The sequence below is a fragment of the Bacillus sp. FSL M8-0350 genome (assembly GCF_038593345.1).
In the GTDB taxonomy this organism is placed as follows: Bacteria; Bacillota; Bacilli; order Bacillales; family Bacillaceae; genus Bacillus; species Bacillus safensis.
The window spans coordinates 1,214,050-1,238,652 of the sequence record NZ_CP151985.1; the positions used below are offsets into that span (position 1 = coordinate 1,214,050).

General features: G+C 39.2%; 29 protein-coding genes. 18 read left to right on the top strand and 11 right to left on the bottom strand.

What is annotated here, in order from left to right; genetic code table 11:
* The first annotated feature begins 122 nt into the window (after positions 1–122).
* Entirely contained in the window at positions 123–953 is an 831-nt protein-coding gene (locus NSS80_RS06145; protein ID WP_252050358.1) for an SMI1/KNR4 family protein, read from the top strand.
* A 426-nt stretch (positions 954–1,379) separates the two neighbouring features.
* On the top strand, positions 1,380–2,276 hold the full coding sequence (locus tag NSS80_RS06150) for a macrolide 2'-phosphotransferase (RefSeq protein ID WP_252050359.1): 897 nt from the start codon (positions 1,380–1,382) through the stop codon (positions 2,274–2,276).
* A gap of 43 nt (positions 2,277–2,319) precedes the next feature.
* Here NSS80_RS06150 and NSS80_RS06155 read toward each other — a convergent pair whose 3' ends face one another.
* A complete protein-coding gene (locus NSS80_RS06155; protein ID WP_326483682.1) occupies positions 2,320–3,195 on the bottom strand; it encodes a LysR family transcriptional regulator in 876 nt (291 codons plus the stop codon).
* 23 nt (positions 3,196–3,218) lie between these two features.
* Positions 3,219–3,917, bottom strand: coding sequence for an amino acid racemase (locus tag NSS80_RS06160; protein ID WP_224426345.1), 699 nt, complete (start codon positions 3,915–3,917; stop codon positions 3,219–3,221).
* A gap of 178 nt (positions 3,918–4,095) precedes the next feature.
* Between NSS80_RS06160 and NSS80_RS06165 the strand changes: the two genes are divergently transcribed.
* Positions 4,096–4,620: a DinB family protein gene (locus NSS80_RS06165; protein WP_171464166.1), complete on the top strand. Its 525-nt coding sequence runs from the start codon at positions 4,096–4,098 to the stop codon at positions 4,618–4,620.
* 4 nt (positions 4,621–4,624) lie between these two features.
* On the opposite strand, the gene NSS80_RS06170 is transcribed toward NSS80_RS06165, so the two are convergent.
* Positions 4,625–5,188, bottom strand: a complete 564-nt coding sequence (locus tag NSS80_RS06170) for a GNAT family protein (RefSeq protein ID WP_285707952.1) — start codon at positions 5,186–5,188, stop codon at positions 4,625–4,627.
* Between the two features lie 16 nt (positions 5,189–5,204).
* Positions 5,205–6,095, bottom strand: coding sequence for a LysR family transcriptional regulator (locus NSS80_RS06175; protein ID WP_135031994.1), 891 nt, complete (start codon positions 6,093–6,095; stop codon positions 5,205–5,207).
* A 127-nt stretch (positions 6,096–6,222) separates the two neighbouring features.
* Between NSS80_RS06175 and NSS80_RS06180 the strand changes: the two genes are divergently transcribed.
* The 6 genes from NSS80_RS06180 (at position 6,223) to NSS80_RS06205 (ending at position 10,227) form a co-directional block, all read left to right on the top strand.
* Complete coding sequence (locus tag NSS80_RS06180) at positions 6,223–7,380, top strand: MFS transporter (RefSeq protein WP_326483680.1); 1,158 nt, start codon at positions 6,223–6,225, stop codon at positions 7,378–7,380.
* Positions 7,381–7,421: 41 nt separating this feature from the next.
* The gene (locus NSS80_RS06185) at positions 7,422–7,841 is read left to right on the top strand and encodes a GNAT family N-acetyltransferase (protein ID WP_024424975.1); all 420 of its coding nucleotides are present in this window, start codon (positions 7,422–7,424) and stop codon (positions 7,839–7,841) included.
* A gap of 129 nt (positions 7,842–7,970) precedes the next feature.
* Entirely contained in the window at positions 7,971–9,104 is a 1,134-nt protein-coding gene (locus NSS80_RS06190; protein ID WP_224426342.1) for a Rap family tetratricopeptide repeat protein, read from the top strand.
* A complete protein-coding gene (locus NSS80_RS06195; RefSeq protein ID WP_095408252.1) occupies positions 9,094–9,231 on the top strand; it encodes an aspartate phosphatase in 138 nt (45 codons plus the stop codon). Before NSS80_RS06190 ends, NSS80_RS06195 begins: the two co-directional genes overlap by 11 nt.
* Before the next feature lie 89 nt (positions 9,232–9,320).
* Positions 9,321–9,551 (top strand): hypothetical protein, encoded by a 231-nt coding sequence (locus tag NSS80_RS06200; protein ID WP_041116340.1) that lies wholly within the window; start codon positions 9,321–9,323, stop codon positions 9,549–9,551.
* A 226-nt stretch (positions 9,552–9,777) separates the two neighbouring features.
* The gene (locus NSS80_RS06205) at positions 9,778–10,227 is read left to right on the top strand and encodes a GyrI-like domain-containing protein (RefSeq protein ID WP_041116342.1); all 450 of its coding nucleotides are present in this window, start codon (positions 9,778–9,780) and stop codon (positions 10,225–10,227) included.
* 46 nt (positions 10,228–10,273) lie between these two features.
* On the opposite strand, the gene NSS80_RS06210 is transcribed toward NSS80_RS06205, so the two are convergent.
* Positions 10,274–10,630, bottom strand: a complete 357-nt coding sequence (locus NSS80_RS06210; RefSeq protein ID WP_117603456.1) for a hypothetical protein — start codon at positions 10,628–10,630, stop codon at positions 10,274–10,276.
* A 143-nt stretch (positions 10,631–10,773) separates the two neighbouring features.
* Between NSS80_RS06210 and NSS80_RS06215 the strand changes: the two genes are divergently transcribed.
* The 6 genes from NSS80_RS06215 (at position 10,774) to hag (NSS80_RS06240) (ending at position 17,761) form a co-directional block, all read left to right on the top strand.
* A complete protein-coding gene (locus NSS80_RS06215; RefSeq protein WP_041116346.1) occupies positions 10,774–11,385 on the top strand; it encodes a hypothetical protein in 612 nt (203 codons plus the stop codon).
* A 172-nt stretch (positions 11,386–11,557) separates the two neighbouring features.
* The gene (alr, locus tag NSS80_RS06220; protein ID WP_041116348.1) at positions 11,558–12,739 is read left to right on the top strand and encodes an alanine racemase; all 1,182 of its coding nucleotides are present in this window, start codon (positions 11,558–11,560) and stop codon (positions 12,737–12,739) included.
* 118 nt (positions 12,740–12,857) lie between these two features.
* Positions 12,858–14,339 carry a kelch repeat-containing protein gene (locus tag NSS80_RS06225; RefSeq protein ID WP_024426767.1) on the top strand — a complete coding sequence of 494 codons (1,482 nt, stop codon included), beginning with the start codon at positions 12,858–12,860 and terminating at the stop codon, positions 14,337–14,339.
* Positions 14,340–14,571: 232 nt separating this feature from the next.
* On the top strand, positions 14,572–15,477 hold the full coding sequence (gene hag, locus NSS80_RS06230) for a flagellin Hag (RefSeq protein ID WP_046310661.1): 906 nt from the start codon (positions 14,572–14,574) through the stop codon (positions 15,475–15,477).
* 264 nt (positions 15,478–15,741) lie between these two features.
* Positions 15,742–16,653 carry a flagellin Hag gene (gene hag / locus NSS80_RS06235; RefSeq protein WP_041116353.1) on the top strand — a complete coding sequence of 304 codons (912 nt, stop codon included), beginning with the start codon at positions 15,742–15,744 and terminating at the stop codon, positions 16,651–16,653.
* A 286-nt stretch (positions 16,654–16,939) separates the two neighbouring features.
* Positions 16,940–17,761, top strand: coding sequence for a flagellin Hag (gene hag, locus NSS80_RS06240; RefSeq protein ID WP_025093449.1), 822 nt, complete (start codon positions 16,940–16,942; stop codon positions 17,759–17,761).
* Positions 17,762–17,795: 34 nt separating this feature from the next.
* Here the strand turns inward: hag (NSS80_RS06240) and NSS80_RS06245 are convergent, their stop codons facing one another.
* Positions 17,796–19,268, bottom strand: a complete 1,473-nt coding sequence (locus tag NSS80_RS06245; protein WP_052470336.1) for an FAD-dependent monooxygenase — start codon at positions 19,266–19,268, stop codon at positions 17,796–17,798.
* A gap of 217 nt (positions 19,269–19,485) precedes the next feature.
* Here NSS80_RS06245 and NSS80_RS06250 point away from each other — a divergent pair, with 217 nt between their 5' ends.
* The gene (locus tag NSS80_RS06250; protein ID WP_034281469.1) at positions 19,486–20,310 is read left to right on the top strand and encodes a methyl-accepting chemotaxis protein; all 825 of its coding nucleotides are present in this window, start codon (positions 19,486–19,488) and stop codon (positions 20,308–20,310) included.
* Positions 20,311–20,346: 36 nt separating this feature from the next.
* On the opposite strand, the gene NSS80_RS06255 is transcribed toward NSS80_RS06250, so the two are convergent.
* Positions 20,347–20,718, bottom strand: coding sequence for a DUF5412 domain-containing protein (locus NSS80_RS06255; RefSeq protein ID WP_024426772.1), 372 nt, complete (start codon positions 20,716–20,718; stop codon positions 20,347–20,349).
* A gap of 242 nt (positions 20,719–20,960) precedes the next feature.
* On the opposite strand from NSS80_RS06255, the gene NSS80_RS06260 reads away from it, so the two are divergent.
* Entirely contained in the window at positions 20,961–21,584 is a 624-nt protein-coding gene (locus tag NSS80_RS06260; RefSeq protein WP_024424964.1) for a poly-gamma-glutamate hydrolase family protein, read from the top strand.
* A gap of 26 nt (positions 21,585–21,610) precedes the next feature.
* Here NSS80_RS06260 and NSS80_RS06265 read toward each other — a convergent pair whose 3' ends face one another.
* The gene (locus NSS80_RS06265) at positions 21,611–22,159 is read right to left on the bottom strand and encodes an ImmA/IrrE family metallo-endopeptidase (RefSeq protein ID WP_024424963.1); all 549 of its coding nucleotides are present in this window, start codon (positions 22,157–22,159) and stop codon (positions 21,611–21,613) included.
* A 310-nt stretch (positions 22,160–22,469) separates the two neighbouring features.
* Here NSS80_RS06265 and NSS80_RS06270 point away from each other — a divergent pair, with 310 nt between their 5' ends.
* Complete coding sequence (locus NSS80_RS06270) at positions 22,470–23,369, top strand: N-acetylmuramoyl-L-alanine amidase (RefSeq protein ID WP_041116355.1); 900 nt, start codon at positions 22,470–22,472, stop codon at positions 23,367–23,369.
* On the opposite strand, the gene NSS80_RS06275 is transcribed toward NSS80_RS06270, so the two are convergent.
* The 3 genes from NSS80_RS06275 to NSS80_RS06285 all read right to left on the bottom strand — a co-directional run bounded on the left by NSS80_RS06275 (position 23,358) and on the right by NSS80_RS06285 (position 24,503).
* Positions 23,358–23,489, bottom strand: a complete 132-nt coding sequence (locus tag NSS80_RS06275) for a type II toxin-antitoxin system SpoIISB family antitoxin (protein WP_120207232.1) — start codon at positions 23,487–23,489, stop codon at positions 23,358–23,360. The genes NSS80_RS06270 and NSS80_RS06275 overlap by 12 nt on opposite strands.
* A gap of 98 nt (positions 23,490–23,587) precedes the next feature.
* Positions 23,588–23,764, bottom strand: a complete 177-nt coding sequence (locus NSS80_RS06280; protein ID WP_080652934.1) for a type II toxin-antitoxin system SpoIISB family antitoxin — start codon at positions 23,762–23,764, stop codon at positions 23,588–23,590.
* On the bottom strand, positions 23,733–24,503 hold the full coding sequence (locus NSS80_RS06285; protein ID WP_024424960.1) for a type II toxin-antitoxin system SpoIISA family toxin: 771 nt from the start codon (positions 24,501–24,503) through the stop codon (positions 23,733–23,735). Before NSS80_RS06285 ends, NSS80_RS06280 begins: the two co-directional genes overlap by 32 nt.
* Positions 24,504–24,603 lie beyond the last annotated feature (100 nt).

Below are 24,603 nucleotides of genomic sequence, written 5' to 3' on the forward strand. Positions count from 1 at the left end.
TACTGATAAATTCTTTATTGGATGAAGGAATTGAACGGGTTTGTAATTTGAGGTTTTAAAAAGGTAAATGAGTAGTTGGTCAATGATATACTGATCTCATTAGAAACTAGGAGGTCCCCACTTTGAAACCATTTTGGGAGAAAGAAGAAGAGAGCCCTTTCACGTTAGAAAAGATAGATGAGGAAAAAATTCGTGAAGCAGAGGGAAGACTTGGTGTCGCTTTACCTGATACATATAAAAAGCTCATCTTAGAATGGAATGGTGGCTTTACAGTTCGTAATGCTTTTCCAACGGAACAACTGAATTCATGGGCAGATGATCATGTTCAATTTGACCATCTAAGAGGAATCGCCAAAGATGATGGCATCATGAATAGTTCCCAGTTAAGTGATGAATTGGAGCTGCCGGAGGGACTTGTGATCATCAGCGGAGAGGAAGATACATGGATCGCAATGGATTATCGAAAAACGAAGGAACACCCGCCTATCCACTATTTTGATTTAGAAATGGGAGTCGATTTTAAGCTTGCAGATACTTTCGATGAATTTATTGAGCAGTTATATACAGCTGAAGACGCCATGGTCGAGGTAGTAGAAATTGATGAGGAATGCTCGGATTTGTATATCAGTAAAGAGGAGCTTGAACAAATTTTTGAGAGACAAGACCTTTGTCAGCAAAATTTCTTTAAAATGGCACATTATCCGATGGAAGAAATTAAAGAGATTGAATGGTTTTTCGATCGTATGAAACAATGCATCAAACAGATAAAAGATCAACATGTTTTGTATGAAGCAGCGACAACGATTCACTCCATCCTTCTGTTAAACCCGGATATGCAAAGAAATGACCTTATCAATCAAGAGCTGAAAGAAATAGCGGAGTTTCTAGAAAATAGTGGTGAGCCTGATACCGCTTTTTTGGGAGAGGACATTCACCCAGTGAAAAAACGATAGTGAAAGAAGAAAAGCCCCTGAAAAGGGCTTTTTTTGTAATCTTATTGAAAGTCATATTTAAATGAAGTATAGTAGTTTTAAATTATGAAGAGGAGGATGGTTAAAAATGATGCATGCAGGAAGATTAAGCCAGAAAACTTTGAACAATCAATAATTTCATATGTTCAAAGGCTCTGTTTTCATCAAACAGAGTAAACGGGGGAGTCTGCACATTTTTAATCATTTTCAGCGGTCAAGTATGTAACTTTACTTGAAGACAGACAGATATCATTTCTGTCTTTTTTTGTAATTTTTTATTGATATAAAGAGAGAGATGAGTCTAGCCGTGTTTACTCTAGCCACAGATAGCAGCCTATTTGTGGTTTTTTTGATGATTTTCTTAACGCCTGTTGATCATGAATAAATGAGCAATTGGAGGAAAAGAATATGAATAGACTAGAATTAAAGCAATTAGCCAAACATCACGGATTAGAAATTTTAGAGAATACCATCAAAATAAATGAATCAGGTGTGGATTTTCGTGTCGCACATGTCGAAGATTTACATGGTGATCAATGGATATTAAGAGTGCCTCGCAGACCTGAATCAAAGAAACATACTTTACAAGAAAAAAAGACATTAGATCATATGGGTAAGCAGGTTCACTTTCAGGTCCCTCAGTGGTCTATCTTTACAGAAAGTCTGATTGCTTATAAACAATTAGAGGGGGTACCGGCGGCTAGTATTGATGTGGAGAAGCAATCATATGTGTGGAGTTTTGATCAAACGAAAGTACCGCAAGCTTATTATGAATCATTAGGAAGAGTTCTAGCGAATGTACATTCCTTAGATCAACAGCCTTTTAAAACGATCGGTGTGGAGATGCTCAGTGCTCATGAATTAAGAGGATCAATGAAACAGCGAATGGAACGTGTCAAATCGCAATACACCATTAACAGCGGTTTATGGGAGCGCTGGCAAGAATGGCTAGCTAAAGATTCTTTATGGCCGCCTTTCGTGGGAGTGAAGCATGGAGATTTGCATCCCGGCCACATTCTGATTGATGAAAATCAATGTGTGACGGGTGTGATTGATTGGTCTGAAGTGGGGGTTGGTGATGTATCTGCAGACTTTTTGTCGCATCAACTTCTCTTTGGGAAAGAAGGGTTAACAAAACTTATCCATGCGTATGAAAAAGCAGGCGGGAGAACTTGGCCAGGAATGGATGAACATATAATAGAACTTCTGACGACAAGTGCGATCACTGTGGCCGAGTACGCACAGAGATCAGGATTGAAAGATATGCATGAAACTGCAGCATACATGTTGGCAAACGAAAGCTAATCAATCATAACGAATCCAAAAAAAGCCCTAAAAAGGGCTTTTTTTAATCTAATTCATGAAAAAACTGTTTGAGTTGATCAATGAAAACGGATTTGGATTTTCCTTTTTTATAAATGAACTCGATATTGATGTTGAAATCAATGGATGGGTCTATTGAAATTTGTTTTAATGTTCCTTGTTCTAGCTCATTTCTAACACAATGATGAGGTAGAAATGATAGTCCCATTCCTTGCAGCACTAAATTTTTTGCGGTTTCCATATGATCAACCTCAATGGAAATGTTCGGTGTGATGTTGTTTTTTTGAAATAATCGGTGAAGCATCAACCAATCAAATGACCCGTAGTCAAAGAAAATAAAAGGCTGTTCTTCTAGTTCTTTCATATTGATATTGTCAAGGCTGGCAAGCGGATGATGAGTTGGGACGAACAACCCAATCGGATCGCTGAAAATAGGAATCGATTCAATTTGAGGATGTGTTTCAGTTCTGACAATGCCAAAGTCTACTTGATTGTTAATTACTTTTTGGACAATATCCTTTGAATGCCCTGTTACAATTTTTACTTTCAGGTTTTCGTATTTTTCTTTTAGGGCGGGCAATATGTTAGGCAATAGATTATTGGAAATAGAGGATGCGCATCCAATTGTCAATTCATAAGGGATCATCGTTTGTTTGAGACTATGCTTTGCTTCTTGATAAGAATGGAGAATCTTTTTGGCATGCGGGTAAAACTGTTCACCTTTTTCCGTCAGAGATAGTTTATTTCTCTGTCTATCAAATAATTTCAGGTCTAATTCCTTTTCTAACGATTGAATACGTGCCGAAACAGAAGGCTGGGTTAAATACAGTGCTTCCGCAGCTTTATTGATACTGCCTAGCTGGCATACATAAATAAACGCTTCTATATTCTCAATATTCATGTTATCCCCTTATATGACGTTCTTTAAATGTTGAGCTTTTCAAGCTCATACACTAATTTTACAGCTTCTTTCGCCAAAATGACAGTAGGGTCAATCACTTTCACAGCATTGGTTGACCTTAGAACTAAAGGGATTTCTGTGCAGCCGGCAATGATGGCTTCTGCCCCTTGATTGATTAAAATTTCTGCAGCTAACGCCAATTCACTTTCGCCTTTACTCAATTTCCCAGCTTTCACTGCATATATCCCATTCATGACGTTTTTCTGAAGCTCTTCACTTGGGGTCATGACGTCAATCTTGTGATGAGCACAAGCCTTTTGGTAGAGCTTAGTTTTTAATGTGCCATCAGTACATAGTAAGCCCACAGACGTATAGTGATGTTTGTTCAGGTGCTTTGCGGTTTCTAGTGGCATATTCATAATAGGGATATGAGTGGATTGTTGTACATTTTCTAAAAAGAAGTGAGCGGTATTGCATGCAATCAGAATAAAGTCCGCTCCTGCGCGTTCTAATCTTTTAGCTGATGCAATCATATATTCTGTAGGATCTTCGCCTTTCCCAAATATGGCGTTGGTTCTATCAGGAATTTGCGGATAATTATCAGCAATCACATGGAGATGATCCTGATCTTTTATCGCTGGAGTATGAGAAATGATTTTTTTCATCAGATCAATCGTTGCTAAAGGGCCCATCCCGCCCATAATTCCGATCGTTGTAGACATATACACCACCACATTTCTTTTTTTTCTATTATAAAAAAAGAAAGCATGGTGATCGTTATAGAAAAGTTCTATTTGTATATAGAAGGTTGATCAAAAGCGCCTTTATTTGTCTTGAAGTATAAGTTACAATCTATCCAAAATCCATTAGAATAAAGAAAATGGATAAAGGAGCAACCATATGAATTTCAATTTAAATGAAGCTTTAGATATGTTGAGTCGAACTCCTCACACGTTAGAAAGTCTTTTGTCGGGTTTATCGAAGGATTGGCTTCACAGCCGTGAAGGGGAGGGGACGTGGAATCCGATTGAAGTCATTGAGCATTTGATTGAAGCAGAAAAATTCAATTGGATTCCTCGATTAAATGTGATTCTTGCTGATGGAGAGAATACACCATTTCCTGCGTTTGACCGATACTCTCATTTGAACCAATCTGAAAGACAGATAGAGCAAGCACTATCTGAGTTTCAGCATGTGCGGATGGAGAATGTGGCATACATTCAACGCATGACACAATCAGGCCTTGATTTAGAGAAAAAGGGCGTCCATCCGGAGTTTGGGGTCGTGCAAGTGAGCGAATTACTTTCTGCGTGGGTTGTCCATGACTTCACACATATGTCCCAGATTGTTCGGGTCATGGCGGAACGATATCGAGCCGATGTGGGTCCATGGAGCGCTTATTTAGGAATTTTGAATAAAAAATAATTGTTTAATGGTGCTTAGCGGCCCACTCAGATTGAAGCATGGCATATTGATATTCATCAACCCAATGTCCCTTAGACATATAATTTTGCAGCAAATGTCCTTCGCGTCTCATTTCTAAACGTTCCAGCACTCGAATGGATTTTTCGTTGCGCACATCTGTAAAGGCAATGATTTTATGTTTGTTCAGTGTCATAAAAATATATTCGAAGATTGAACTGAGAGCTTCATGAATATAGCCCATTCCTTGGTATTCAGGTGCGAGGGTAAATCCTATTTCAACGATTCTAGGTTCGCTGTCAAGTGTATGAATGGCGCAATCTCCTATCAGCTGATTGGACTCAGATAAGGCAATAGCGTATTGAAACCACGTCCCCGGTTGATTAGGTTTTTGTGTCATTTGATGTTGAACAAATGATTCAGCATCTTCGTATGTGTAGTTTTCCCAGGATTGAAATTTTGCTATAGAAGGATTTGCTCGATATTGATAAAATGCTTCAATATCCTGTCTGTCAAATTGGCGAATAACAACCCGGTTTGTTCTTGTAAATATGCTGTTTGCATTCTTCATGTGTTTACCTCACTTTTTAGTTTGTTCTTGATTTGAAAAAGTCTATCAGCCATTCAGATAGCTGCTGTTGTGCTTTGCTGACAAATCGATCTGCATAATAAATTAATTCCAAGTGCCGGACAGGTGCTGGCTCAGCAATAGGAATTGAAACAATATTTGGCCACGTCGAATGTTGTTTTAGTAATCCTCTTGGCTGAATGGTTGCGCCGATTCCCGCTTCAACCAGCTGCAATAGCGAAGATGCGGACCCAACCTCCATGGCAGTGTCCAGTTCAACACCCTGTTCTTTACATACGTCATCTACTAAATCCCTTCCTAGATATCCCTTCGGATACATGACCAACGCATGTTGAGTCAGCTCTTCTAAAGTCACTTCACTCTTTTGGGCCAAATCACTTTCTGAATGAACAAATAATTCGTAGGGTTCACTACCAAGTGGAATTTGAACGAGACGCTTATCCGCAGGCCCTCGCAGTCCGATGCCGAGGTCTACTTTATGTGAAAGGACTTCTTCACGAACGAAGATATTTGAATATGCCTTCAGATTGGTTTCGGGATAAAGGGTTTTAAATTCTACAAAAAGTGGAACCAGCTGAAAATCAAGATCGGATGGGAGTACTGCGAGACGAACGGTTCCTCGTTTTTCTGATAATAGTTCTTTCATCGCATTTTTTGCATCTCTCTCAGCTTGAAGCATTTTCATGCCATATTGATAAAGCAGCGAACCAGCTTCGGTGGCCACGACTTTTTTGCCGATTCGATCAAAGAGCGGCATCCCAACTTCTGCTTCAAGCAGTCGAATTTGCTGGCTAAGTGTAGGCTGTGATATGCCTAGCTGCTCAGCAGCTTTTGTAAAATGCAAATGATTGAATACAGCCATAAAATAGGTAATATGCCGGGTATCCATATGTCTTCCTTTCGTAAATGATAGTTTTCTCCTATCATCATAATACGAATTATTGTATTGATCAATGAATGCAGCAGATTTATACTCAAAGTAACCTTAACAAGATGAGAGAGAAAGAAGGGTATTGATGAAAAAAATATATTATTTAGCCGCTTTATTTTTAGCGGCATTAAACTTACGCCCGATCATTACTTCCGTGGCTTCCATGATGAGCATGATCCAATCAGAGCTTGGCGTAAACGCACTGACAGCAAGTCTTTTGACCACTTTGCCTGTTCTTTGTATGGGAATATTTGCTCCTGTTGCGACGATACTCAGCCGGCGGTTTGGTTTAGAGAGAACGCTGTTTTTCTCGATTCTTCTTATCACGATTGCCACCGCACTGCGTGGTACAAGCCAATCGGTTGCTATCCTGCTCATGACTGCGTTTGCAGGAGGTGTTGGGATTAGCTTCGCGGGTCCTTTATTGTCTAGCTTTATTAAAAAATATTTCCCGAGAAATCCTGGTATCGTCAGTGTGTATTCAATTTCAATGACGATAGGTGCAGCGCTCGCTTCCGGCTTCACCATTCCGATTTATCTGCGCAGCCAGCATCATCTTCCATTTGCGTTGTCCTGCTGGGCGATTCTAGGGGTGATTGCCCTTATTCTATGGATAGGTTTAGTTCGCAAAAATGAGCAGAGTGATCATGTAACCTTGCCGTTAAAATTGCCGTTGAGAAACAAAAAGGCCATACAATTCACCTTGTTCTTTGGCTTTATGTCCAGTATGTTTTATTCTTTGACGGCATGGATTTCACCGATTGCTCTTAGTTTCGGAAACAGTCCGCAATATGCTGCCATGCTCTTGACCATATTTACACTCATTCAGATTCCGGTGGCACTACTCGTTCCAGCGGTCGTTACTCGATTAGGAAAACCGAAATTATTTCTCATCTTATGCAGTTTGTCTGAACTCATTGGTCTTATCTTTCTTCTTCTGCCAATGCCGATCTTGCCAGCCGTCATTTTCCTAGGTATGGGTGCAGGTGGATTATTTCCTTTAGCGCTTATGCTTCCGATTATGGAGACGAGCACTCCGGAGGAAGCCGGAACATGGTCCGCGATGTCGCAGATGGGCGGGTACATCGTGGGTGGATTCGGTCCGTTTTTCATTGGCTTGGTTTTCGATCTAAGCGGACATTTTTATGCTTCCATTGTGGCAATGCTTGTCATCGTCTCGTTAATGATTGGCGTTCAGTTATCAATGAAACTTGGTAGAAAAGCAGGAGAAGTGTCGAGTTAAATAATGCTGCTTCACATTTCAATAAAAACGGGGGAATTCTATTGCTCATTCGAGAAGCAAAAACGATCGATTATCCACAATTAAGGCAAATTTATTTAGAATCACGGCGCCAGAGCTTTCACTGGCTCAATCCAGAAGAACTCAATCTGCAAGATTTTGATCAAGATACGCAGGAAGAGCAAATTTTCTTAGCTGAGGAGAACAATAAAATCCTTGGATTCATTTCTCTATATGTACCAGATCGTTTTATTCATCTCTTGTTTGTACATCCTGAAGCTGCTGGTCAAGGGGCTGGCGATCTGCTGCTCAAACAAGCGATAAAAGTTTTGGGAACACCGGTCACCCTCAAATGTGTCTCCGAAAATCACAAAGCTTTATCTTTTTATCAAAAAAGAGGCTGGAAGGCTGTTGTAGAAGAAGGAGAACCTGGGGCGGAATACTGGGTGCTTATTTATGAATAGAAGTCTTTTTATCTTATCATTCACAGGGCCCTTTATAGGGCTTTTTTGCGGTTTCTTTTCGGTGTCGAATGGTTCATAAAATGATAATATATGTCATTATAGGGAAAATAGAGGAAGGGGTAGGGGCTGATGGAGAAAGTGCTTTCTTCTCACGTCGGTTTGAAAATCAATGAATGGTATTATCATATTCAAAGATTTAACGTACCGGACGCCGAAGCATATAAAGAGGAAATCAAATCAATGCTTGATCATATGGAAGAAAATCAAGATTTATTATTGTATTTCTCACTCATGGAGTTCAGACATAAATTAATGCTTGATTACTTGAATCCTTTAGAAAATGGGAAAGAGCGGGCCAACTTCAAGGAGCTCGCAATGAAGATCAAAAGGGACCAAGAGAAATTAACAGGATTACTCGAGTATTACTTCAATTTTTTCTACGGCATGTATGAATTTGAAAACTATGAATACCTAAATGCGATTACCTTCTATAAACGGGCAGAAAAAAAGCTGTCTCTTGTCAGTGACGATATTGAACGGGCCGAGTTCAATTACAAGATGGCTGAAATCTATTACCACATGAAACAAACCCACATGTCTATGCACCATATCGCACAGGCGATACAATGTTATCGAGAAAAAGATACATACACTGTAAGAGAAATACAATGTTCTTTTGTGATCGGATTAAACTATATAGATATGGGCTGCCCCGAAAAAGCAATACCCCATTTTCAACACGCACTAGAAAAAGCCGCCGACAATTCAACAAAACGATTAAAAGGATCAGCACTCTATAATTTAGGGTTGAGTTATTTTCATAATAAAGAAATAGCACAAGCAATTATTCATTTTAATGACTCAATTCGAGCATTTAGAGAACAGGGATACGAACATTTAAATAGAATCTTAGACCCGCTCATTATGTTGTCAAAAGCCTATTTCAAAAAGAAAGAACAGGATTTAGGTATATATGCTTTAAATAACGGAATAGAACTATCTGAAAAGCTGAAAGACCATGTGCTGTTATTGATATTCAAATTTTTAAGGTCACTATACGTTGACAACAACTTTGAACAATTGGAAAAGATAATGGAATTGCTAGAAATAAAGTCAATGTATCCTGATCTTGAAGATTTAGCCAAAGATGCTGCAAAATATTATAATGAGATGGGAGATAAAGACAATGCGATGCTTTTTTACGAGAAAATTCTTTATTTCCAAACTCAAGTGAAACGGGGGGACTGTCAGTATGAAATTTAAAACGTTATCAGTCGTATTCGTGATGATCAGTGTCATCAGTATTGTTGGTTATTTTACATCTGAAGTGACAGCAAGTCATGATGAAGCTAGGAGAGGTCATACTGCAAGTATCGGTTATACTGCTTAAATAAAAAGCCCTTAAAGGGCTTTTTATGGAGCATATGCTATGAATAAAGAATATTTTTTCCATAGAAAAGATATTGAGGAGGAAGTAAAATGACAATGTTAAAATCAACATTATTTCGAAGGATTTTCATTATATCTTTTGCTTTAACCTTTATGATTAGCCTGTTCAATATGGCTGTGTTTCCAGGGACGCCAGCGTCTTATTATGTTGGCCTGGTTTGTAAGATGTTGTTTATCAGTTTGTTAAATGGTTTGTTTTTTGGAACAATCATCTATTTGATTGGCGTCTTTCTCGCTAAATCTTCAAAGGAAAATCAATAACAAGTGAGCGGCTAAAGTCCGTTCTTTTTTATTTGAAAAATTTGATATCTTATGAAAGAGAAAATGAGATTACTTCATGTATGAGCTAGATCGCAAGTCCTGCATATGTATTTTCCATCATACATTACATTATTTTTAATATCCTACTGCATTATATTTTAAAGGATGTTACCGTTGGTTGTAAGGAATGATTGGCCAGTCTTCCAATAAAAATTGGAGGGAAATCATGAATTACAAAATTGAAATGTTAATGAATATGAAAATGGTGTATATGAGAAATATCGGATCATATGGCAGCAAAGAGAACTTTGAGATGATGAAGAGATTTAAGAAATGGATCAAACAACATCATTTAAATGATGAATTAAAGGAATATGGTATATATGGTGTTCCTCAAGATGATCCTGGAAAAATTCCATTAGAAAGATGCAGATACGACCTCATGCTTATGACAAATAGAGATTTTTCAAAAGATCAAATGGTTCAGACTAGTCATTTTGAAGGAGGAAAATATGCTGTGTTTACTGTGACACATACAACTGAAAAAGTGAATTTGTTTTGTAGCCAATTGCCTCAAATGATCCAAAACAATCAATTGAACATGCGGCAGGTACCTATTATAGAGCGATATAGAAAAGAAGAAGGAGTGTGTGAGTTCTTACTACCTATCTTTTAAACACTTTATTGAACTTCAATGAAAACAGACCTCTTATGGTCTGTTTTCATGAATATGATATGTGTAAAAATTCTAGGACTCGCTCCTTTAAATAACGATACTGATCCTCATTCGTATCTTGAAATGCTTCTTCTCGATTAGAAGGTACATCCATATAAACGATTTCATCAGAGAATTGTGAAGAAGTAAAGTCGATTCTTGTTCCATTCACTACGTTGTAAAAGTGCCATCCATTGGGTAATGCAGTTTTGTTTATTTTTCCGCCTAAAAGATCATGTACGACTAAAGAAGTGACGCCACATTGTCCGTTTGCCGGGTTGTCTTTACTCCATTTTGAGCTAGATTGAGAAGACCATGCTTTAAAAAGAGCATCAATGATTTCGTCTGTCGTGTAGAGGTTCATCATAAAAATCCTTTCTATTTAAAAAGTGAAATGAATGTAGTATCTGTTTAGTCTATAGTAGATTTTTTTTCAATCAAAATCCAGATGCTATACTATGGCTAAACCAATATAACAATGAAGATTCATGACAGGAGGAGCTTGGTGTGGTATTCATCATAGGTATTGTAATCGCTTATATTGTTGCTATTTTAGGCTTTACTGTTTTCGTAGATGTAGGGAATGGGTTGGGGACGGCTCTTAGCATCATCGGGGGAATGGTTATTTTATTCATAGCTGGTAGACTACAAAGACAAAAAGAAAAGAATGATCCAAACATATTATTAGATAAAATGATGATGCTTTTTCAAGAAGACGGTTTTCAGGCATCAACATACATCTTTTCACAAAATGTTGATAAAGGCTTTGCGATTGATGATGAGCGAAAAGTAATGCGCTTTATTACACACCAACCTGGCGGCTCATCTCGAAAATTCAGGTTTGAAGTCACTGAGCTTTCCTTGAAAGAGTTGAAACAAGTTGACATGTTAGAAGATGGTGTACCGATTGAACAATCTACTGAGAGTGATAATAATGAAGAGATCTCGACACTTGAATTAAGATTAACTATGAATGATCAGGAATCATCAACGATCACGATCACCTTCCTGCAATTTGATGTGCCAGTTCGTAAGAGCGACGCCGAATATTCGACTGAACGACAAAATCTGGAAGAGATTTATCGTGAAATTGATTCAATGATGAAATCTGCGGATTAATGAAATGACTGTTCATAAAGAAGAAATCACCATTTGAGGTGGTTTCTTTTTTTATGTCCATCAAGACAAAGCTGGTTCAGTCATTGCGGTTGAATGTTTTCCTCAAAAATGAATAAAGATAGACTAGACACGAAAACGAACATTGATATCGAAATGACTGGAGGAAACATACATGCAAAAGCTTTGCAGGGAAGTCTGGATCGAGGTCAATCTTGACGCGATTAAAAGAAATATCGAAGCCATTCAAGCGCATATTCCAAGGAAAAGTAAGATCATGGCTGTCGTGAAGGCGAATGCTTATGGACACGGTTCAGTGGAGGTAGCGCGGCAGGCACTAGAAAGCGGTGCGACAGAGCTTGCGGTTGCCAGCTTGGAAGAAGGCATTGTATTGCGGAGAGCAAAAATTGAAGCACCGATTCTGGTCCTTGGATTTACCCCTCTCGACTGTGTGAAAAGGGCTGCAGCCTGGAGAATTGACCTCTCCGGCCTTCGAGAAGACTGGATTGTTCAAGCAAATGAGATCTTAGCGGAAGAAGAAAGTCAGCATCGCCTAGGGATTCATGTCAATGTCGATACGGGAATGGGGCGATTAGGTGTACGGACAAAGGAAGAGCTGTTAGCAGTGGTGGAGGCGCTTGAAGAGAGTGAAAACCTGAGGTGGGATGGAATATTTACGCATTTCTCGACTGCGGATGAGCCTGACCCTGATTTCACACTGCTGCAGCACAGCATTTTTATTGATTTTCTTCGTTTCTTAAAAAAACAAGGCATTACACTGCCGACAGTACATATGAACAATACAGCGGCTGCCATCGCATTTCCTGAATTTAGCGCAGATATGATTCGGCTCGGCATCGGATTATATGGACTGTACCCCTCGCAATACATTGAGAGTTTAGACGCTGTTAAGCTGGAGCCCGCTCTCAGTTTAAAAGCAAGAATTGCGTTCGTGAAAGAAATGGTCACAAAGCCAAGAACCGTCAGTTATGGAGCAACCTATGTAGCAAAACCTAATGAAGTTATTGCGACCATACCAATTGGTTATGCAGATGGGTACTCACGAGCCTTATCAAATCGAGGATTTATGCTTTTCCGCGGACAACGAATGCCGATTGCTGGCCGCGTCACAATGGATATGACCATGATCAGCTTGGGAGAAATGAAAGCAAAGCAAGGCGAGGAAGTCGTTATTTACGGCCGTCAAAAGGGCGGAGAAATTTCTGTCGATGAAATCGCCGAAATGCTCAATACAATCAACTACGAAGTCATCGCCACCTTAAGCCGCCGCGTCCCAAGATTTTACCGTCGAGGCGGGAAGATTATTAAAATATCGACACCGGTGATGTATGTGTGAGGGTAAATAACAGGTGCAATTTGAGGATATGTGTTCTGGTGTACAATGATAAAAATTAAATTTTATTACAAATATGTCGATAAAAGGAGGGATATTTAAGATATGGAGGAAAGAAACGATGAAAAAAGGTTTATTTTTAGTGCTTTTGACTATTTTTATGATGGTCACAATTCATCCGTTAAAAGCTCATGCAGCTGAGACAAATGGGTGGACGAAGCGGGCGGACTTACCGGAAGAGCGTATCGGAGCAAGTGTAGGAGTAGTTGATGGAAAAATATATGTATTTGGTGGAGCAAGTCAGCAATCAAAATTCAACGATGCAACATATATGTATGATCCTAAAACTGATTTGTGGACAGAAAAAGCAAGTATGCCTAGAGAAAGAACGGGCGCTGCTTACGCGACAGTAGGTAAAAAAATCTATGTTATTGGCGGTCTTACTGATACAACTAAAACAGTTCACAAAACCATCGATGTTTATGATACGGAACTAGATCAATGGACAGAAGAACCAATTAAGATGCCTGAGAAATTTATATATACATCTTATATAACTGGTTCCTTAAGAGCAGTTACAGTTGGAGAAAAAATTTATATAGTAGCATCTTTATCAAGCTCTCAAGTAAATTTTTATTCCTATGATACGGTAAGTGGAGAGTGGGAAAGCTTAGATAATTCTCAATTAGCTCCTCGTCAGGGTAGAAGCATTTCAGAGATAAATGGAAAGTTATATATTGCTGGTGGTGAGGCTAATGTTAGCCGAGCGAAAGATAAAGACATTTTAGAATATGATATGACGTTTGGTAAGTGGCAACGCTTAAAGGATATTCAATTAAATTCTTTTGCATATGAAGCTGCATATGCGACCGCCAATCATAAATTATTTATGATTGGCGGTCAGCAAATTGGAGATAGATCGAGTAAATTATTAAAACAAGTTCAGATATTTGATCCACAAACTAGTCAAGTTCAAGATTCTTTATATGAAATTCCTGAAGGTAGAGTTGGATCTGTAGCAGTTATTGCTGATGATCAATTATATGTTATTGGTGGAAGAGATTATGCTGAATCAATTGGTAGTCATTCTGTCAAAAACAATTTTAAATCTGTTATTTCTATTCCATTAAAAGATCTGCAAAAAGTGTCAAAGGATCAGGATGAAACAAAACCAGGTGATGGAACAAGCGAAGAACCAAAAGATCAGGACGGAACAAAGCCAGATGATGGCACAACCGAAGAACCGAAAGATCAAGACGGAACAAAGCCAGATGATGGCACAACCGAAGAACCGAAAGATCAGGACGGAACAAAACCTGGTGATGGTTCAACTGAAGAACCAAAGGATCAAGACGGAACAAAACCTGGTGAAGAAGCAGCAAAAGGCATACTTTCAATTACGATGATAAACGGGCTGCAAAAGGATTATCTGCTTTCAATGAAAGAAATCAACGATTTTCTTAACTGGTACAAAGAAAGAAGCTTTGGTATTGGTATGAACTTCTATGAAATCAATGATGAACACAATAAAGGTCCTTTCACAAGTAAGAAGGATTATGTCGTATACCAAAATATCTTAATGTTTGATATCAAGCAATACTGAAATTCATAAATGATAAAGCTGCTGATAAGAGATCAGCAGCTTTTATTTTGATAAATTTGTTAAAATTAGGATTAACGTCATGAAAAAATGTGATATCTTTTAAAAAATCTGCTAAACATCCTATAACCACATCCGATAATAGAATTGTCAGGGTTGATAAGCCCTAGAATAAAGGACTTTTTTCAGACAAGGACGTCTGTCAGGTCCCACATACACATGGAGGTAATAGGAAATGAGAATTAACCACAATATCGCAGCACTTAACACATTAAACCGTTTGTCTGCAAACAACGGTGCGAGCCAAAAGAACATGGAGAAACTTTCTTCTGGTCTTAAAATCAACCGTGCAGGAGATGACGCTGCAGGTCTAGCAATCTCTGAAAAAATGCGTGGGCAAATCCGCGGATTAGAAATGGCGTCTAAAAACGCACAAGACGGTATCTCTCTTATCCAAACAGCTGAAGGTGCATTGACTGAAACTCATTCAATCCTTCAACGTGTTCGTGAACTAGTTGTACAAGCTGGAAACACTGGTACACAAGATAAAGGTACTGACCTTCAATCTATCCAAGATGAGATTAAAGCTCTACAAGAAGAAGTAGACGGTATCTCAAACCGTACAGAGTTTAACGGTAAAAAATTGTTAGATGGTACGTTTAAAGATACTGGTGATCCTGCAACTACAAAAAGTTTGACTTTCCAAATTGGTGCTAATGCAACTCAACAAATTGATGTTAATATCGAAGATATGGGTGCGGATGCAATTGGTGCAAAAAATGCTGGAGTAATTGTTGCTGGTCAAAGTGTTAAAGACATTGATGTGACTAAATTTGCAGATGTAGCTGCTGCTGCTGCAGGCGGTTTTGATGAGCAATTAAATATTGTTGATTCTGCAATCAACCAAGTATCTGCTCAACGTGCTAAGCTTGGAGCAGTTCAAAACCGTCTAGAGCACACAATCAACAACCTTGGTGCTTCTGGTGAAAACTTAACAGCTGCTGAGTCTCGTATCCGTGACGTTGACATGGCGAAAGAAATGAGTGAGTTCACGAAGAACAACATTCTTTCTCAAGCTTCTCAAGCAATGCTTGCACAAGCGAACCAACAGCCACAAAACGTACTTCAATTACTACGTTAATAACGGGCCCCTTTATGGGGCTTTTTTGTATTTATTAATTAAAAAATATGGATGATATTTAATTTTTTAATAAAATTTAGGAGTGGGGTATTAAGCGTAATTGTGAATTTAGACAGATAAATTCATAAATTAATCTTGAATCAAGCTAAACATCCTTTAAAATAAACCGATATTTTAATTGTTAGGGTTGTTAAGCCCTAGAATAAAGGACTTTTTTCAGACAAGGACGTCTGTCAGGTCCCATATACATGGAGGTAATAGGAAATGAGAATTAACCACAATATCGCAGCACTTAACACATTAAACCGTTTATCTGCAAACAACGGTGCGAGCCAAAAGAACATGGAGAAACTTTCTTCTGGTCTTAAAATCAACCGTGCAGGAGATGACGCAGCAGGTCTTGCAATCTCTGAAAAAATGCGTGGGCAAATCCGCGGATTAGAAATGGCTTCTAAAAACGCACAAGACGGTATCTCTCTTATCCAAACAGCTGAAGGTGCTTTAACTGAAACTCATTCAATCCTTCAACGTGTACGTGAACTAGTCGTACAAGCTGGAAATACTGGTACACAGCAAGGTGAGGATTTAACTGCAATTAAAGACGAAATGGATGCTTTAATTGAAGAGATTGATGGTATTTCTGATCGTACAGAATTCAATGGTAAAAAACTTTTAAATGGTGATTTTAAAGCTTCTACCCCACCAGTAAATACTGACCCATCTTTAGTTTTCCAAATCGGAGCTAATGCAACTCAACAAATCAAAGTGAACATCCAAGATATGGGTGCAGATGCTTTAGGTGTCGATAATGGAACTGGTGGTATCGTTGCAAACCAATCCATTAAAGATTTAGATGTAACAGCCTTTGCAACTAATGCAGCAGATGCTACAGATGTTGGTTTTGACACACAACTAAAAATTGTTGATTCAGCTATCAACCAAGTTTCATCTCAGCGTGCTAAACTTGGTGCAGTTCAAAACCGTCTAGAGCACACAATCAACAACCTTGGTGCTTCTTCTGAAAACTTAACAGCTGCTGAGTCTCGTATCCGTGACGTTGACATGGCGAAAGAAATGAGTGAGTTCACGAAGAACAACATTCTTTCTCAAGCGTCTCAAGCAATGCTTGCACAAGCGAACCAACAGCCACAAAACGTACTTCAATTACTACGTTAATGACAGGCCCCTTTATGGGGCTTTTTTTTATGTTTTTTTCTTCGCGTTTTCTCCAGTCTTATGATTCTTAAACCCCTGTTATAAATCATGAAAAATGACCTTTAAATTTGGAATACTCTAGCGAAACGACCATAGTGAATGAGACTTTATCCTTATTTATTCCTTTTTTGTTAAACATATTCCATAAATGTTCGATAAATGGATTGTAAGGCTTACAAAAAAATTCTAATTTAGAACTTTTGGATAAGGACGTCCAATTGGTTCAAACACATGGAGGTCATTTAACATGAGAATTAACCACAATATCGCAGCACTTAACACACTGAACCGTTTGTCTGCCAACAATGGTGCAGGGCAAAAGAACATGGAGAAGCTTTCTTCTGGACTTCGTATCAACCGTGCAGGAGATGACGCAGCAGGTCTTGCGATCTCTGAAAAAATGCGTGGACAAATCCGCGGATTAGAAATGGCGTCTAAAAACGCACAAGATGGCATTTCGCTTATTCAAACAGCTGAAGGTGCATTAACTGAAACACATGCGATTCTTCAACGTATGCGTGAATTAACAGTTCAAGCAGGTAACGTTGGGACTCAACAAACAGAAGATTTAACAGCTATTCAAGAAGAACTTACTGCTTTGGTTGATGAAATTGATGGTATTTCTCAGCGTACAGCATTTAACGGAAAGAATCTGTTGGATGGTAGCGTTGAAGAAGGATTCCAATTTCAAATTGGCGCAAACATTGAGCAAAATATCAACGTACAGATTGGCAAAATGGATGCAGAAACTTTAACTGTAAAAGATATTGTAGTTAATGAAGAAGGCTTTAACTTTGACACCGAAGTAGCAAAAATCGACGCAGCAATCGGCGCTGTTTCTAAACAGCGTTCAGCTCTTGGTGCAGTCCAAAACCGTCTAGAGCACACAATCAACAACCTTGGTGCTTCTGCTGAAAACTTAACAGCAGCTGAGTCTCGTATTCGTGACGTTGACATGGCAAAAGAAATGAGTGAGTTCACAAAGAACAACATTCTTTCTCAAGCATCTCAAGCAATGTTAGCGCAAGCAAACCAGCAGCCACAAAACGTACTTCAATTATTACGTTAATGAAAAAGCCCCTTTGAGAGGGGCTTTTTTTATTTCATTCAAATGACAGAAAGTGCTCTAGACGAAAGTCAGGAACCGCTTCATGGAAAAAAGCTAGGTTGCCTTCATCGTTCTTTTGATCCCATTGCTTCCACCATTCAGCGGTTTCTCCAGAGGTGTCAGCTTGAATCATGTTGTGCAGCTGTTCTAAGTTGATGATTTCTCTTGGTTCTAATAAAAAAGAATGCATCCGGTGATACGACTCAAGACATTCAGGCTGTTTTGTCACAATGGCGAATTGTACGTAGCGATTTAAAAATTCCTGTACGAACGTCAAGTGGGGGATGGTTGCTTCTCCTTTTAACTCGACACCGTCCCACGCCATATCAGCAATCGCACAAAGCCACCAGCCAAGTTCACTCGCTTGCTGCATTTGTTGTAATGTGTCCTTTTCAAAAGACAGCCGCTCATTTTTTTGTGCTAGTTTGAGCATACGGTCAAGTGTTTGTGCTTCGAGGGCTGCCTTTGTCATGCCCTGTCCATGAATGGGATCTAACGTACACAAGGCATCGCCCATCACCAATAATCCACTTGGCCAATCCTGCATGTGTTCATAGTGATGTCTCACGCAGGAAGGAACTCTAAATCCTTTTGGTTTTGTAAAGGGCGTTAAATGGGTGATGGCTTCTGCTATCGCGGGGTGGGTCAGTGCAGCGGTTTCTGAATCAAATTGATCAGCATCCGTTGTTGGATAATGTGAACCGCCAGCTGCAGAAAGAAGAACAGCCACTAAATCATGATCTACCCGTTCAAACAGTCCTGTTGGAATTTGCTTGTCTGGCTGGCCAACTACGACCATTGATTGCAGGGGTGGGGCCCCTGATGGTATGTGATAATATCTTGTGCTGTAGCCTAGAAACACATGTAACTCATCAGTCTTTGGTAAGGTCCATCCAGCGTCTTTCAGCCATTTTGGCAATTTGGACATTCTTCCAGACGTATCGATCACTAAGTCTGCTTTCATTTCATGAATGCTTCCAGGTTTTACTTGCCGGTTCTTCACGATGAGCCCCATGACCTGATTTGTTCCCTCTTTAAAATGAAGAGAGATGGCTTCATGTTTTTCTAAAAACTGCACACGTTCCTCTTTTACTATTCTTTGCATCAGCACCCACTCTAGCATTGCACGTCTTGTGACGGCGGTTTCTTCTGTATCAGTGAGCGTTAACTCGCCATCTTTTGTGATAAATCGAGAGGTTTGATGCATGGTATTAAATCCGTCCATTGCCAGTAACTCTTTTGTATAACCAGGGAATAGACGTTCAACGATTTGCTTGCCAAGTGGCAGCATTCTATGTGGATGAAAGGCTTGAGGAGTGCCAAGACGATTCTCAGGAGAGTCCGGCAGTTCATCCTTTTCAATCATCAATACTTGATGATAAAACGTTGATAAAACTTTTGCAGCGAGCATCCCGGTGATACCTCCGCCAATGACGATTGCCCGCTCATATTTCATGGGTTGTGTCACAACATGCGCCTCCAATGAATATACAAAATGGTTACATGACCATTTCATCATATGTCGATTCATTAATTATAGCAAATTTACGTTTGAATATAGAAAGGAAAAGTACTTCTTTTTACTCGTAAATATGAAGAATTTCTTCTAATCATTATCATTATTTTAAAAAGTAACTGTTAATTTAAGAAGAACGACCGATAAACTATATAAGGGGGTAGAGAAATTGGATATACTACAGAGTATTGTGACAGCAGCACCTTATATGATGCAGATTTTAAAAAACGAAGTGACGATGGGTGTCATTGATCGAGAGAAATTCTTGCTGTATTTGCCATCGAAAGATGTTGATTTTCAAATTCGAGCAGGAGAACTCATTAAGCCAGATGATTTAAATATGAAAAAAGCGCTCAGAGGTGAGACATCAAGTATGTTTGTGCCTGAATCGGTTTACGGAATACCGTTAAATGCAATGGGTCTGCCAATTTTTGATGAAAATCAACAAGTTATCGGCGCACTCGCTTTAGGTTTTCCACTTAAAAATCAATTAGAGCTTGAAGCATATATGGAGTCATTAAATGACATCATTCAAAGTATTCAAGAAAAGGTGCATGTGGTGGCGGCACATTCAGAAGAGCTTTCTGCGACAAGTGAGGAAATGACCTTACAAACGCAGCAAACACTTGAAAGCTCGAAAAAAACATCTGATATTACAAAAATGATTAAGGGCATTTCGAAACAAACAAGTTTGCTGGGATTGAATGCGTCAATCGAAGCAGCCAGGGCAGGAAAAGAGGGGGCTGGATTTAGTGTTGTAGCCAGTGAGGTTCAAAAGCTTTCAAGTGAAACTTCACGTGCAACAGAAAATATTGAAAGTTCACTGCAAGGGATTTCCTCTAATATACATACATTACTTGAGAGTATGGACCATATGAAAGGTTCATCATCAGAGCAGGCTTTACTTGTGACAGAGTTTAGTGAAATTGTGGAACGGCTGACGAGCGTAAGTAAAGAAATGAAAGAATTCATGCAGCATGTGATGTCAACGTAAAAAACGAATCCAAGAGGGATTCGTTTTTTTGATACGCTATTTTCTTTTGTTCCGGTCAAAGCGATAATCGTATGTTTCTCCCTTTACCACATTTAAAAATTCATGCCCAATTTGAACAAGCTGTCCATTTTTCCATTTGATGAGAGGGTCTTTATCAGGGTATTTCCAGTAAATCGTTTTCTTTCGGTGGGTGAGTTTGTTTTCAATTTCTGCTCTAACTGCGTTCTCCTTTAGTTTCCCTCCGCTATGTCGATAGGTGTTGATGATATATGTTCCGTCAGGTGATGTCATCGAGCGGATAAAGGTTCCGTGAGATACGCCTTGAAGAGAAAAGCATTTCCAGTAAATGATGCCAGCGAAGCTGAGGATTAAGATGACAAAGGTGATGGTGGTTTTCTTTTTTAACATGAATTCCTCCAGATGTAGATCACAATATTTCTAATTTATGAGAGAGAATGCAAAAAGATTCATATAGTCCAAAAGTTCTATTCATTTCAATTATCGGTCATTTTTTCTCAAAATTCAACAGATAGCCGAAAAGATAAGGAAAATTTAAGGATGTATTAAGTCGATAGGTCATGTGAAATCCCTTTACAAAAGAATTTAAGATCAGTAGACTTATGCTCATATAGAGAAATGGGGAAGATGGAATGACGCAAATCATTGATACATATCAAAGTTATGAAGAGCTTTCCGCTCATGAAAGAGAGGGAATCGACTATCAAATTCTTCACGAGCGGAAAGGAGACCAGCTTTTGGTTTTGTCCCCTCATGCTGGGGGAATTGAATCTGGCGTGAGTGAGCTCATTCATGAGATCGCAAGTGATGATTCTATGTATTTATTTGAAGGCCTTAAAGTGAAAGGCAATCATGTGCTTCACATTACAAGCACACGTTTCAATGAGCCGGTCTGCCTTTCTCTAGTGCATGCCCATCATTACACGTTTGCGCTCCATGGCTACGGGGAAACAGAGGTGCTTCAAACATTAGTGGGCGGGACAGACAGAGAAAAAGCGGCAGAAACAGTGAAACGTTTAACGCTTAATGGATTCCCTGCAGTGCTGCTATCTGAATCTGATCGTTATTCTGGAACTCATCCTCACAATATTAATAATCAATGTCTGACCGGAAAAAGTGTACAACTTGAAATCAGTCAGGCGCAAAGAAGAGCATTCTTTCAAGACTTCAGACGGCGCTATCGCCGTGAAACGCAAAATGAGCAATTTTATCGGTACACAAATGTACTCAAGCAAGTATTAAATCTTTATGGATAAACCCTGTCGCCCTATGCAGAAGAGGCTTACGTTTGATAAACAGCTTCTTTTTCCGCGACCTTCTCGGCTTTCATTAGATAAGATGTAAACTCCTGTTGGAAGCGAATACCTGCTTTCCGCTGTTCGAACAAGGCGAGCCGCTTTTCAGCGAAAGCCCAGGTGACGTGAAATGTTTGCGCAATGTGCAAAATGGCTTGCTGCCGAAGGTTTGGAAGCTTCATTTGCATCAGCATAAAGGTCGGCACACAAAAGTGATACATGAATTGTTTAGCCTGAAACTCTTGCAGTTCTCGAAAGAGTTTGTGCATCTTGAAATGATTGCCTGCATGCTTCAGCACATGACAAAGCTCGTGGGCAAAATCCTGCCATTGTTCCTCTGACGATAGAGATCTGTTTAATATAATACTGTAAAGACCTTGATGTTTGATCATCATGCTGCCAGTATCCTCATAGTGGACCCATACATGAAATTCAGAAGCGATCCTTTGCATGTCTCTATAAGCAGGACCGCTTATTTGTAATTTGGCATATAACCGCTTAATCTCTTCTTCTAAATGGGTTAAAAAACCAGTCATTTAAAAACCTCCATGCAAACGTATGTTCTATTTTTGGCGTAAAAGAAAAGTCCATATAGGACTAAATAGCTAATGAAGCTATTACTTACTTTTAATATCGGCTTATTTTTAACAATTTTAACATAAAATCAAGGAAAAATGGAATTAATTCCTGTTTTTTTCTTCATTTTTGCGTTTTCCATTACTAAAAAGAGTGGTTTGAATTCAAATTTTACCATAGTCTTATCACTAAAACAAACCCAAGTTGTCTTACGAACGCCACCAATTGATGAGAAAGATCAATTCAATTTAGCAAAAGGGAGTGCAGAACATGGTGGAAATTTATCAAGATTTTATTCCAGTTGGAAACGGGAACCGCCCAGGATACGCCATGACACCGATGTATGTGACGGTTCATAACACAGCAAACACGTCAAAAGGGGCGGATGCGAAAAGTCATGCGGCATATGTGAAACGCCCAACGACAGCGGAAAGCTGGCACTTTACAGTGGATGATCATGAAATCTTTCAGCATCTGCCGTTAAATGAAAATGGCTGGCATGCAGGGGACGGACATGGAAATGGGAACAGAAAGTCGATCGGCATTGAAATTTGTGAAAATGAAGATGGAAATTTCCAGCAAGCGGTCAAACATGCGCAATGGCTCATCCAAAAGCTGCTGAAAGAGCATAATATTCCACTAGCGAATGTGGTCACACATCAGCACTGGTCTGGAAAAACATGTCCGCGTCTGCTTCTCGCTACATGGGATGAATTTAAAAAAGGAATTGAAACGGCAGGAGATCCTGAGACGGTCATCACGTATGTCGTCAAAAGCGGGGATACGTTAACGAGTATTGCCAAAGCTCATGACGTCACAGTTCAAGATCTTCAGAAGTGGAATAACATTAGCGACCCGAATAAGATTCAAATTGGACAGGTTCTCAAAATTTATCGAAATGATGGAAAAATGATGTATGAGCTGCCAGATGGGATTTTAAAGGTGACTTCGCCTCTAACGAAGGGAGAGCACGTACGCCTCGTCCAAAAAGCGCTTGCTGCTGTTTATTTTTATCCTGATAAATCGGCTGCAGATAAAGGCATCGATGGTGTTTACGGAGAAAAAACGGCGAATGCCGTAGCGCGCTTTCAGCTGGTGAACGGTTTGACAAGTGATGGAATATACGGTCCTAAAACGAAGGAGAAGCTGCTTAAACTGTTAAATCAGTGAGTGTTTCTGTTTGTATGATTGGATGGCTGTTTCACTCTTTTCAATTAAACGCTTAGTATATGGGGACGGCTGATATTCGGCAAACTGAACATATCTCAGTTGTTTGATTTTCTTTTTCATTTTGGCACCTCAATCGTTGCAGCGTATAGTGTATTGTATGCAAGTCTATGTGAAAATGGAAGCAGGACGCGGATTTCGTTCCGCGTCCTTTAGTGTAATCAAGCCTTTTTATTTTTATACTCATCCAGAAGCTGTTCATTCTTTTTAAAAATTCGCTCAGTATGGGGGCTTACCTTATAATCGGCCATACTGATATGGCGTTTTTTCTTTAAAATCTTAAAAGGGTTTTTCTTAGGATTGTTGTTATCCCCTTGAAGTGCGTGGTCCATCTTCATCACCTTCCTCTTCGTCAGGCAAGATTAGGTCATAAATTGTTGTAAGTGATGTCATTAATAAATAGTCGAACTCCGTGACAATCTCATCGGAGGTGAGCTTAATGACAAAATGAGCATCTGCTACAGAAAATGGGATGAGCACCAAATGACCGAAATCATCGTAATATACTTCCTGCCTGTCAAGCTTCGCCTGAATAAGAGCCCGCTGGTCAAGTGTCCGAAGCAGGTCGTCTTTTTGTTCCTGCATATCGTATGGACAAAGCACCGCTTGAATATTCATCTTGTCGGCAAAAGAATAAATAAGCCGCTCAATTCCCTCTATATATGCCTCTACACTTCCATAATATACATGGATCGGTTCATTTTTCAATAGGTATTGGTACGTTTTTAGTTTATTGAGGTAAGAATGAAGCAGATCGTTATTTTGTTCAAGGAGTTGATGGGTGTCGGTTTCCAGCTCATGATTTCCGAGTTTTTTAATATAGGAGCTAAGAAAGATGAAAGCATCAGTTAATGCGAAAAATACGGCAATGATCAAGTAGTGCATCCAATCGGTGAAGATCGAAGAAGGGTCATTTGTCCAGTACACAACAGCACCCGCTACATAAATCCAATACCACGTTTTACGAATGGCAAACATCTTTTCTTTTACTTTTTGTTCAAAGCGCCAAACCGCAAATACATACACAGCAAGAGCACCTAGCAATAACCATACAGTCAATTGAAAAAATAATAGCATGTTCTTCTCTCCCATAGACAGATGAATACTTGTTTATTTCTATGGATATGATTGGAAACCCTGCTTCATGAAAAAATGTCCTGCAGGAAAAGGGTTTTAA

Bases quoted from the DNA above. Each gene is read 5' to 3' on its own strand.
- NSS80_RS06150 (WP_252050359.1), top strand. From the start codon at position 1,380: ATGAATAGACTAGAATTAAAGCAATTAGCCAAACATCACGGATTAGAA.
- NSS80_RS06155 (WP_326483682.1), bottom strand. From the start codon at position 3,195: ATGAATATTGAGAATATAGAAGCGTTTATTTATGTATGCCAGCTAGGC.
- NSS80_RS06160 (WP_224426345.1), bottom strand. From the start codon at position 3,917: ATGTCTACAACGATCGGAATTATGGGCGGGATGGGCCCTTTAGCAACG.
- NSS80_RS06165 (WP_171464166.1), top strand. From the start codon at position 4,096: ATGAATTTCAATTTAAATGAAGCTTTAGATATGTTGAGTCGAACTCCT.
- NSS80_RS06170 (WP_285707952.1), bottom strand. From the start codon at position 5,188: ATGAAGAATGCAAACAGCATATTTACAAGAACAAACCGGGTTGTTATT.
- NSS80_RS06175 (WP_135031994.1), bottom strand. From the start codon at position 6,095: ATGGATACCCGGCATATTACCTATTTTATGGCTGTATTCAATCATTTG.
- NSS80_RS06180 (WP_326483680.1), top strand. From the start codon at position 6,223: ATGAAAAAAATATATTATTTAGCCGCTTTATTTTTAGCGGCATTAAAC.
- NSS80_RS06190 (WP_224426342.1), top strand. From the start codon at position 7,971: ATGGAGAAAGTGCTTTCTTCTCACGTCGGTTTGAAAATCAATGAATGG.
- NSS80_RS06195 (WP_095408252.1), top strand. From the start codon at position 9,094: ATGAAATTTAAAACGTTATCAGTCGTATTCGTGATGATCAGTGTCATC.
- NSS80_RS06200 (WP_041116340.1), top strand. From the start codon at position 9,321: ATGACAATGTTAAAATCAACATTATTTCGAAGGATTTTCATTATATCT.
- NSS80_RS06205 (WP_041116342.1), top strand. From the start codon at position 9,778: ATGAATTACAAAATTGAAATGTTAATGAATATGAAAATGGTGTATATG.
- NSS80_RS06210 (WP_117603456.1), bottom strand. From the start codon at position 10,630: ATGAACCTCTACACGACAGACGAAATCATTGATGCTCTTTTTAAAGCA.
- alr (WP_041116348.1), top strand. From the start codon at position 11,558: ATGCAAAAGCTTTGCAGGGAAGTCTGGATCGAGGTCAATCTTGACGCG.
- NSS80_RS06225 (WP_024426767.1), top strand. From the start codon at position 12,858: ATGAAAAAAGGTTTATTTTTAGTGCTTTTGACTATTTTTATGATGGTC.
- hag (WP_046310661.1), top strand. From the start codon at position 14,572: ATGAGAATTAACCACAATATCGCAGCACTTAACACATTAAACCGTTTG.
- hag (WP_041116353.1), top strand. From the start codon at position 15,742: ATGAGAATTAACCACAATATCGCAGCACTTAACACATTAAACCGTTTA.
- hag (WP_025093449.1), top strand. From the start codon at position 16,940: ATGAGAATTAACCACAATATCGCAGCACTTAACACACTGAACCGTTTG.
- NSS80_RS06255 (WP_024426772.1), bottom strand. From the start codon at position 20,718: ATGTTAAAAAAGAAAACCACCATCACCTTTGTCATCTTAATCCTCAGC.
- NSS80_RS06260 (WP_024424964.1), top strand. From the start codon at position 20,961: ATGACGCAAATCATTGATACATATCAAAGTTATGAAGAGCTTTCCGCT.
- NSS80_RS06265 (WP_024424963.1), bottom strand. From the start codon at position 22,159: ATGACTGGTTTTTTAACCCATTTAGAAGAAGAGATTAAGCGGTTATAT.
- NSS80_RS06270 (WP_041116355.1), top strand. From the start codon at position 22,470: ATGGTGGAAATTTATCAAGATTTTATTCCAGTTGGAAACGGGAACCGC.
- NSS80_RS06275 (WP_120207232.1), bottom strand. From the start codon at position 23,489: ATGAAAAAGAAAATCAAACAACTGAGATATGTTCAGTTTGCCGAATAT.
- NSS80_RS06280 (WP_080652934.1), bottom strand. From the start codon at position 23,764: ATGAAGATGGACCACGCACTTCAAGGGGATAACAACAATCCTAAGAAA.
- NSS80_RS06285 (WP_024424960.1), bottom strand. From the start codon at position 24,503: ATGCTATTATTTTTTCAATTGACTGTATGGTTATTGCTAGGTGCTCTT.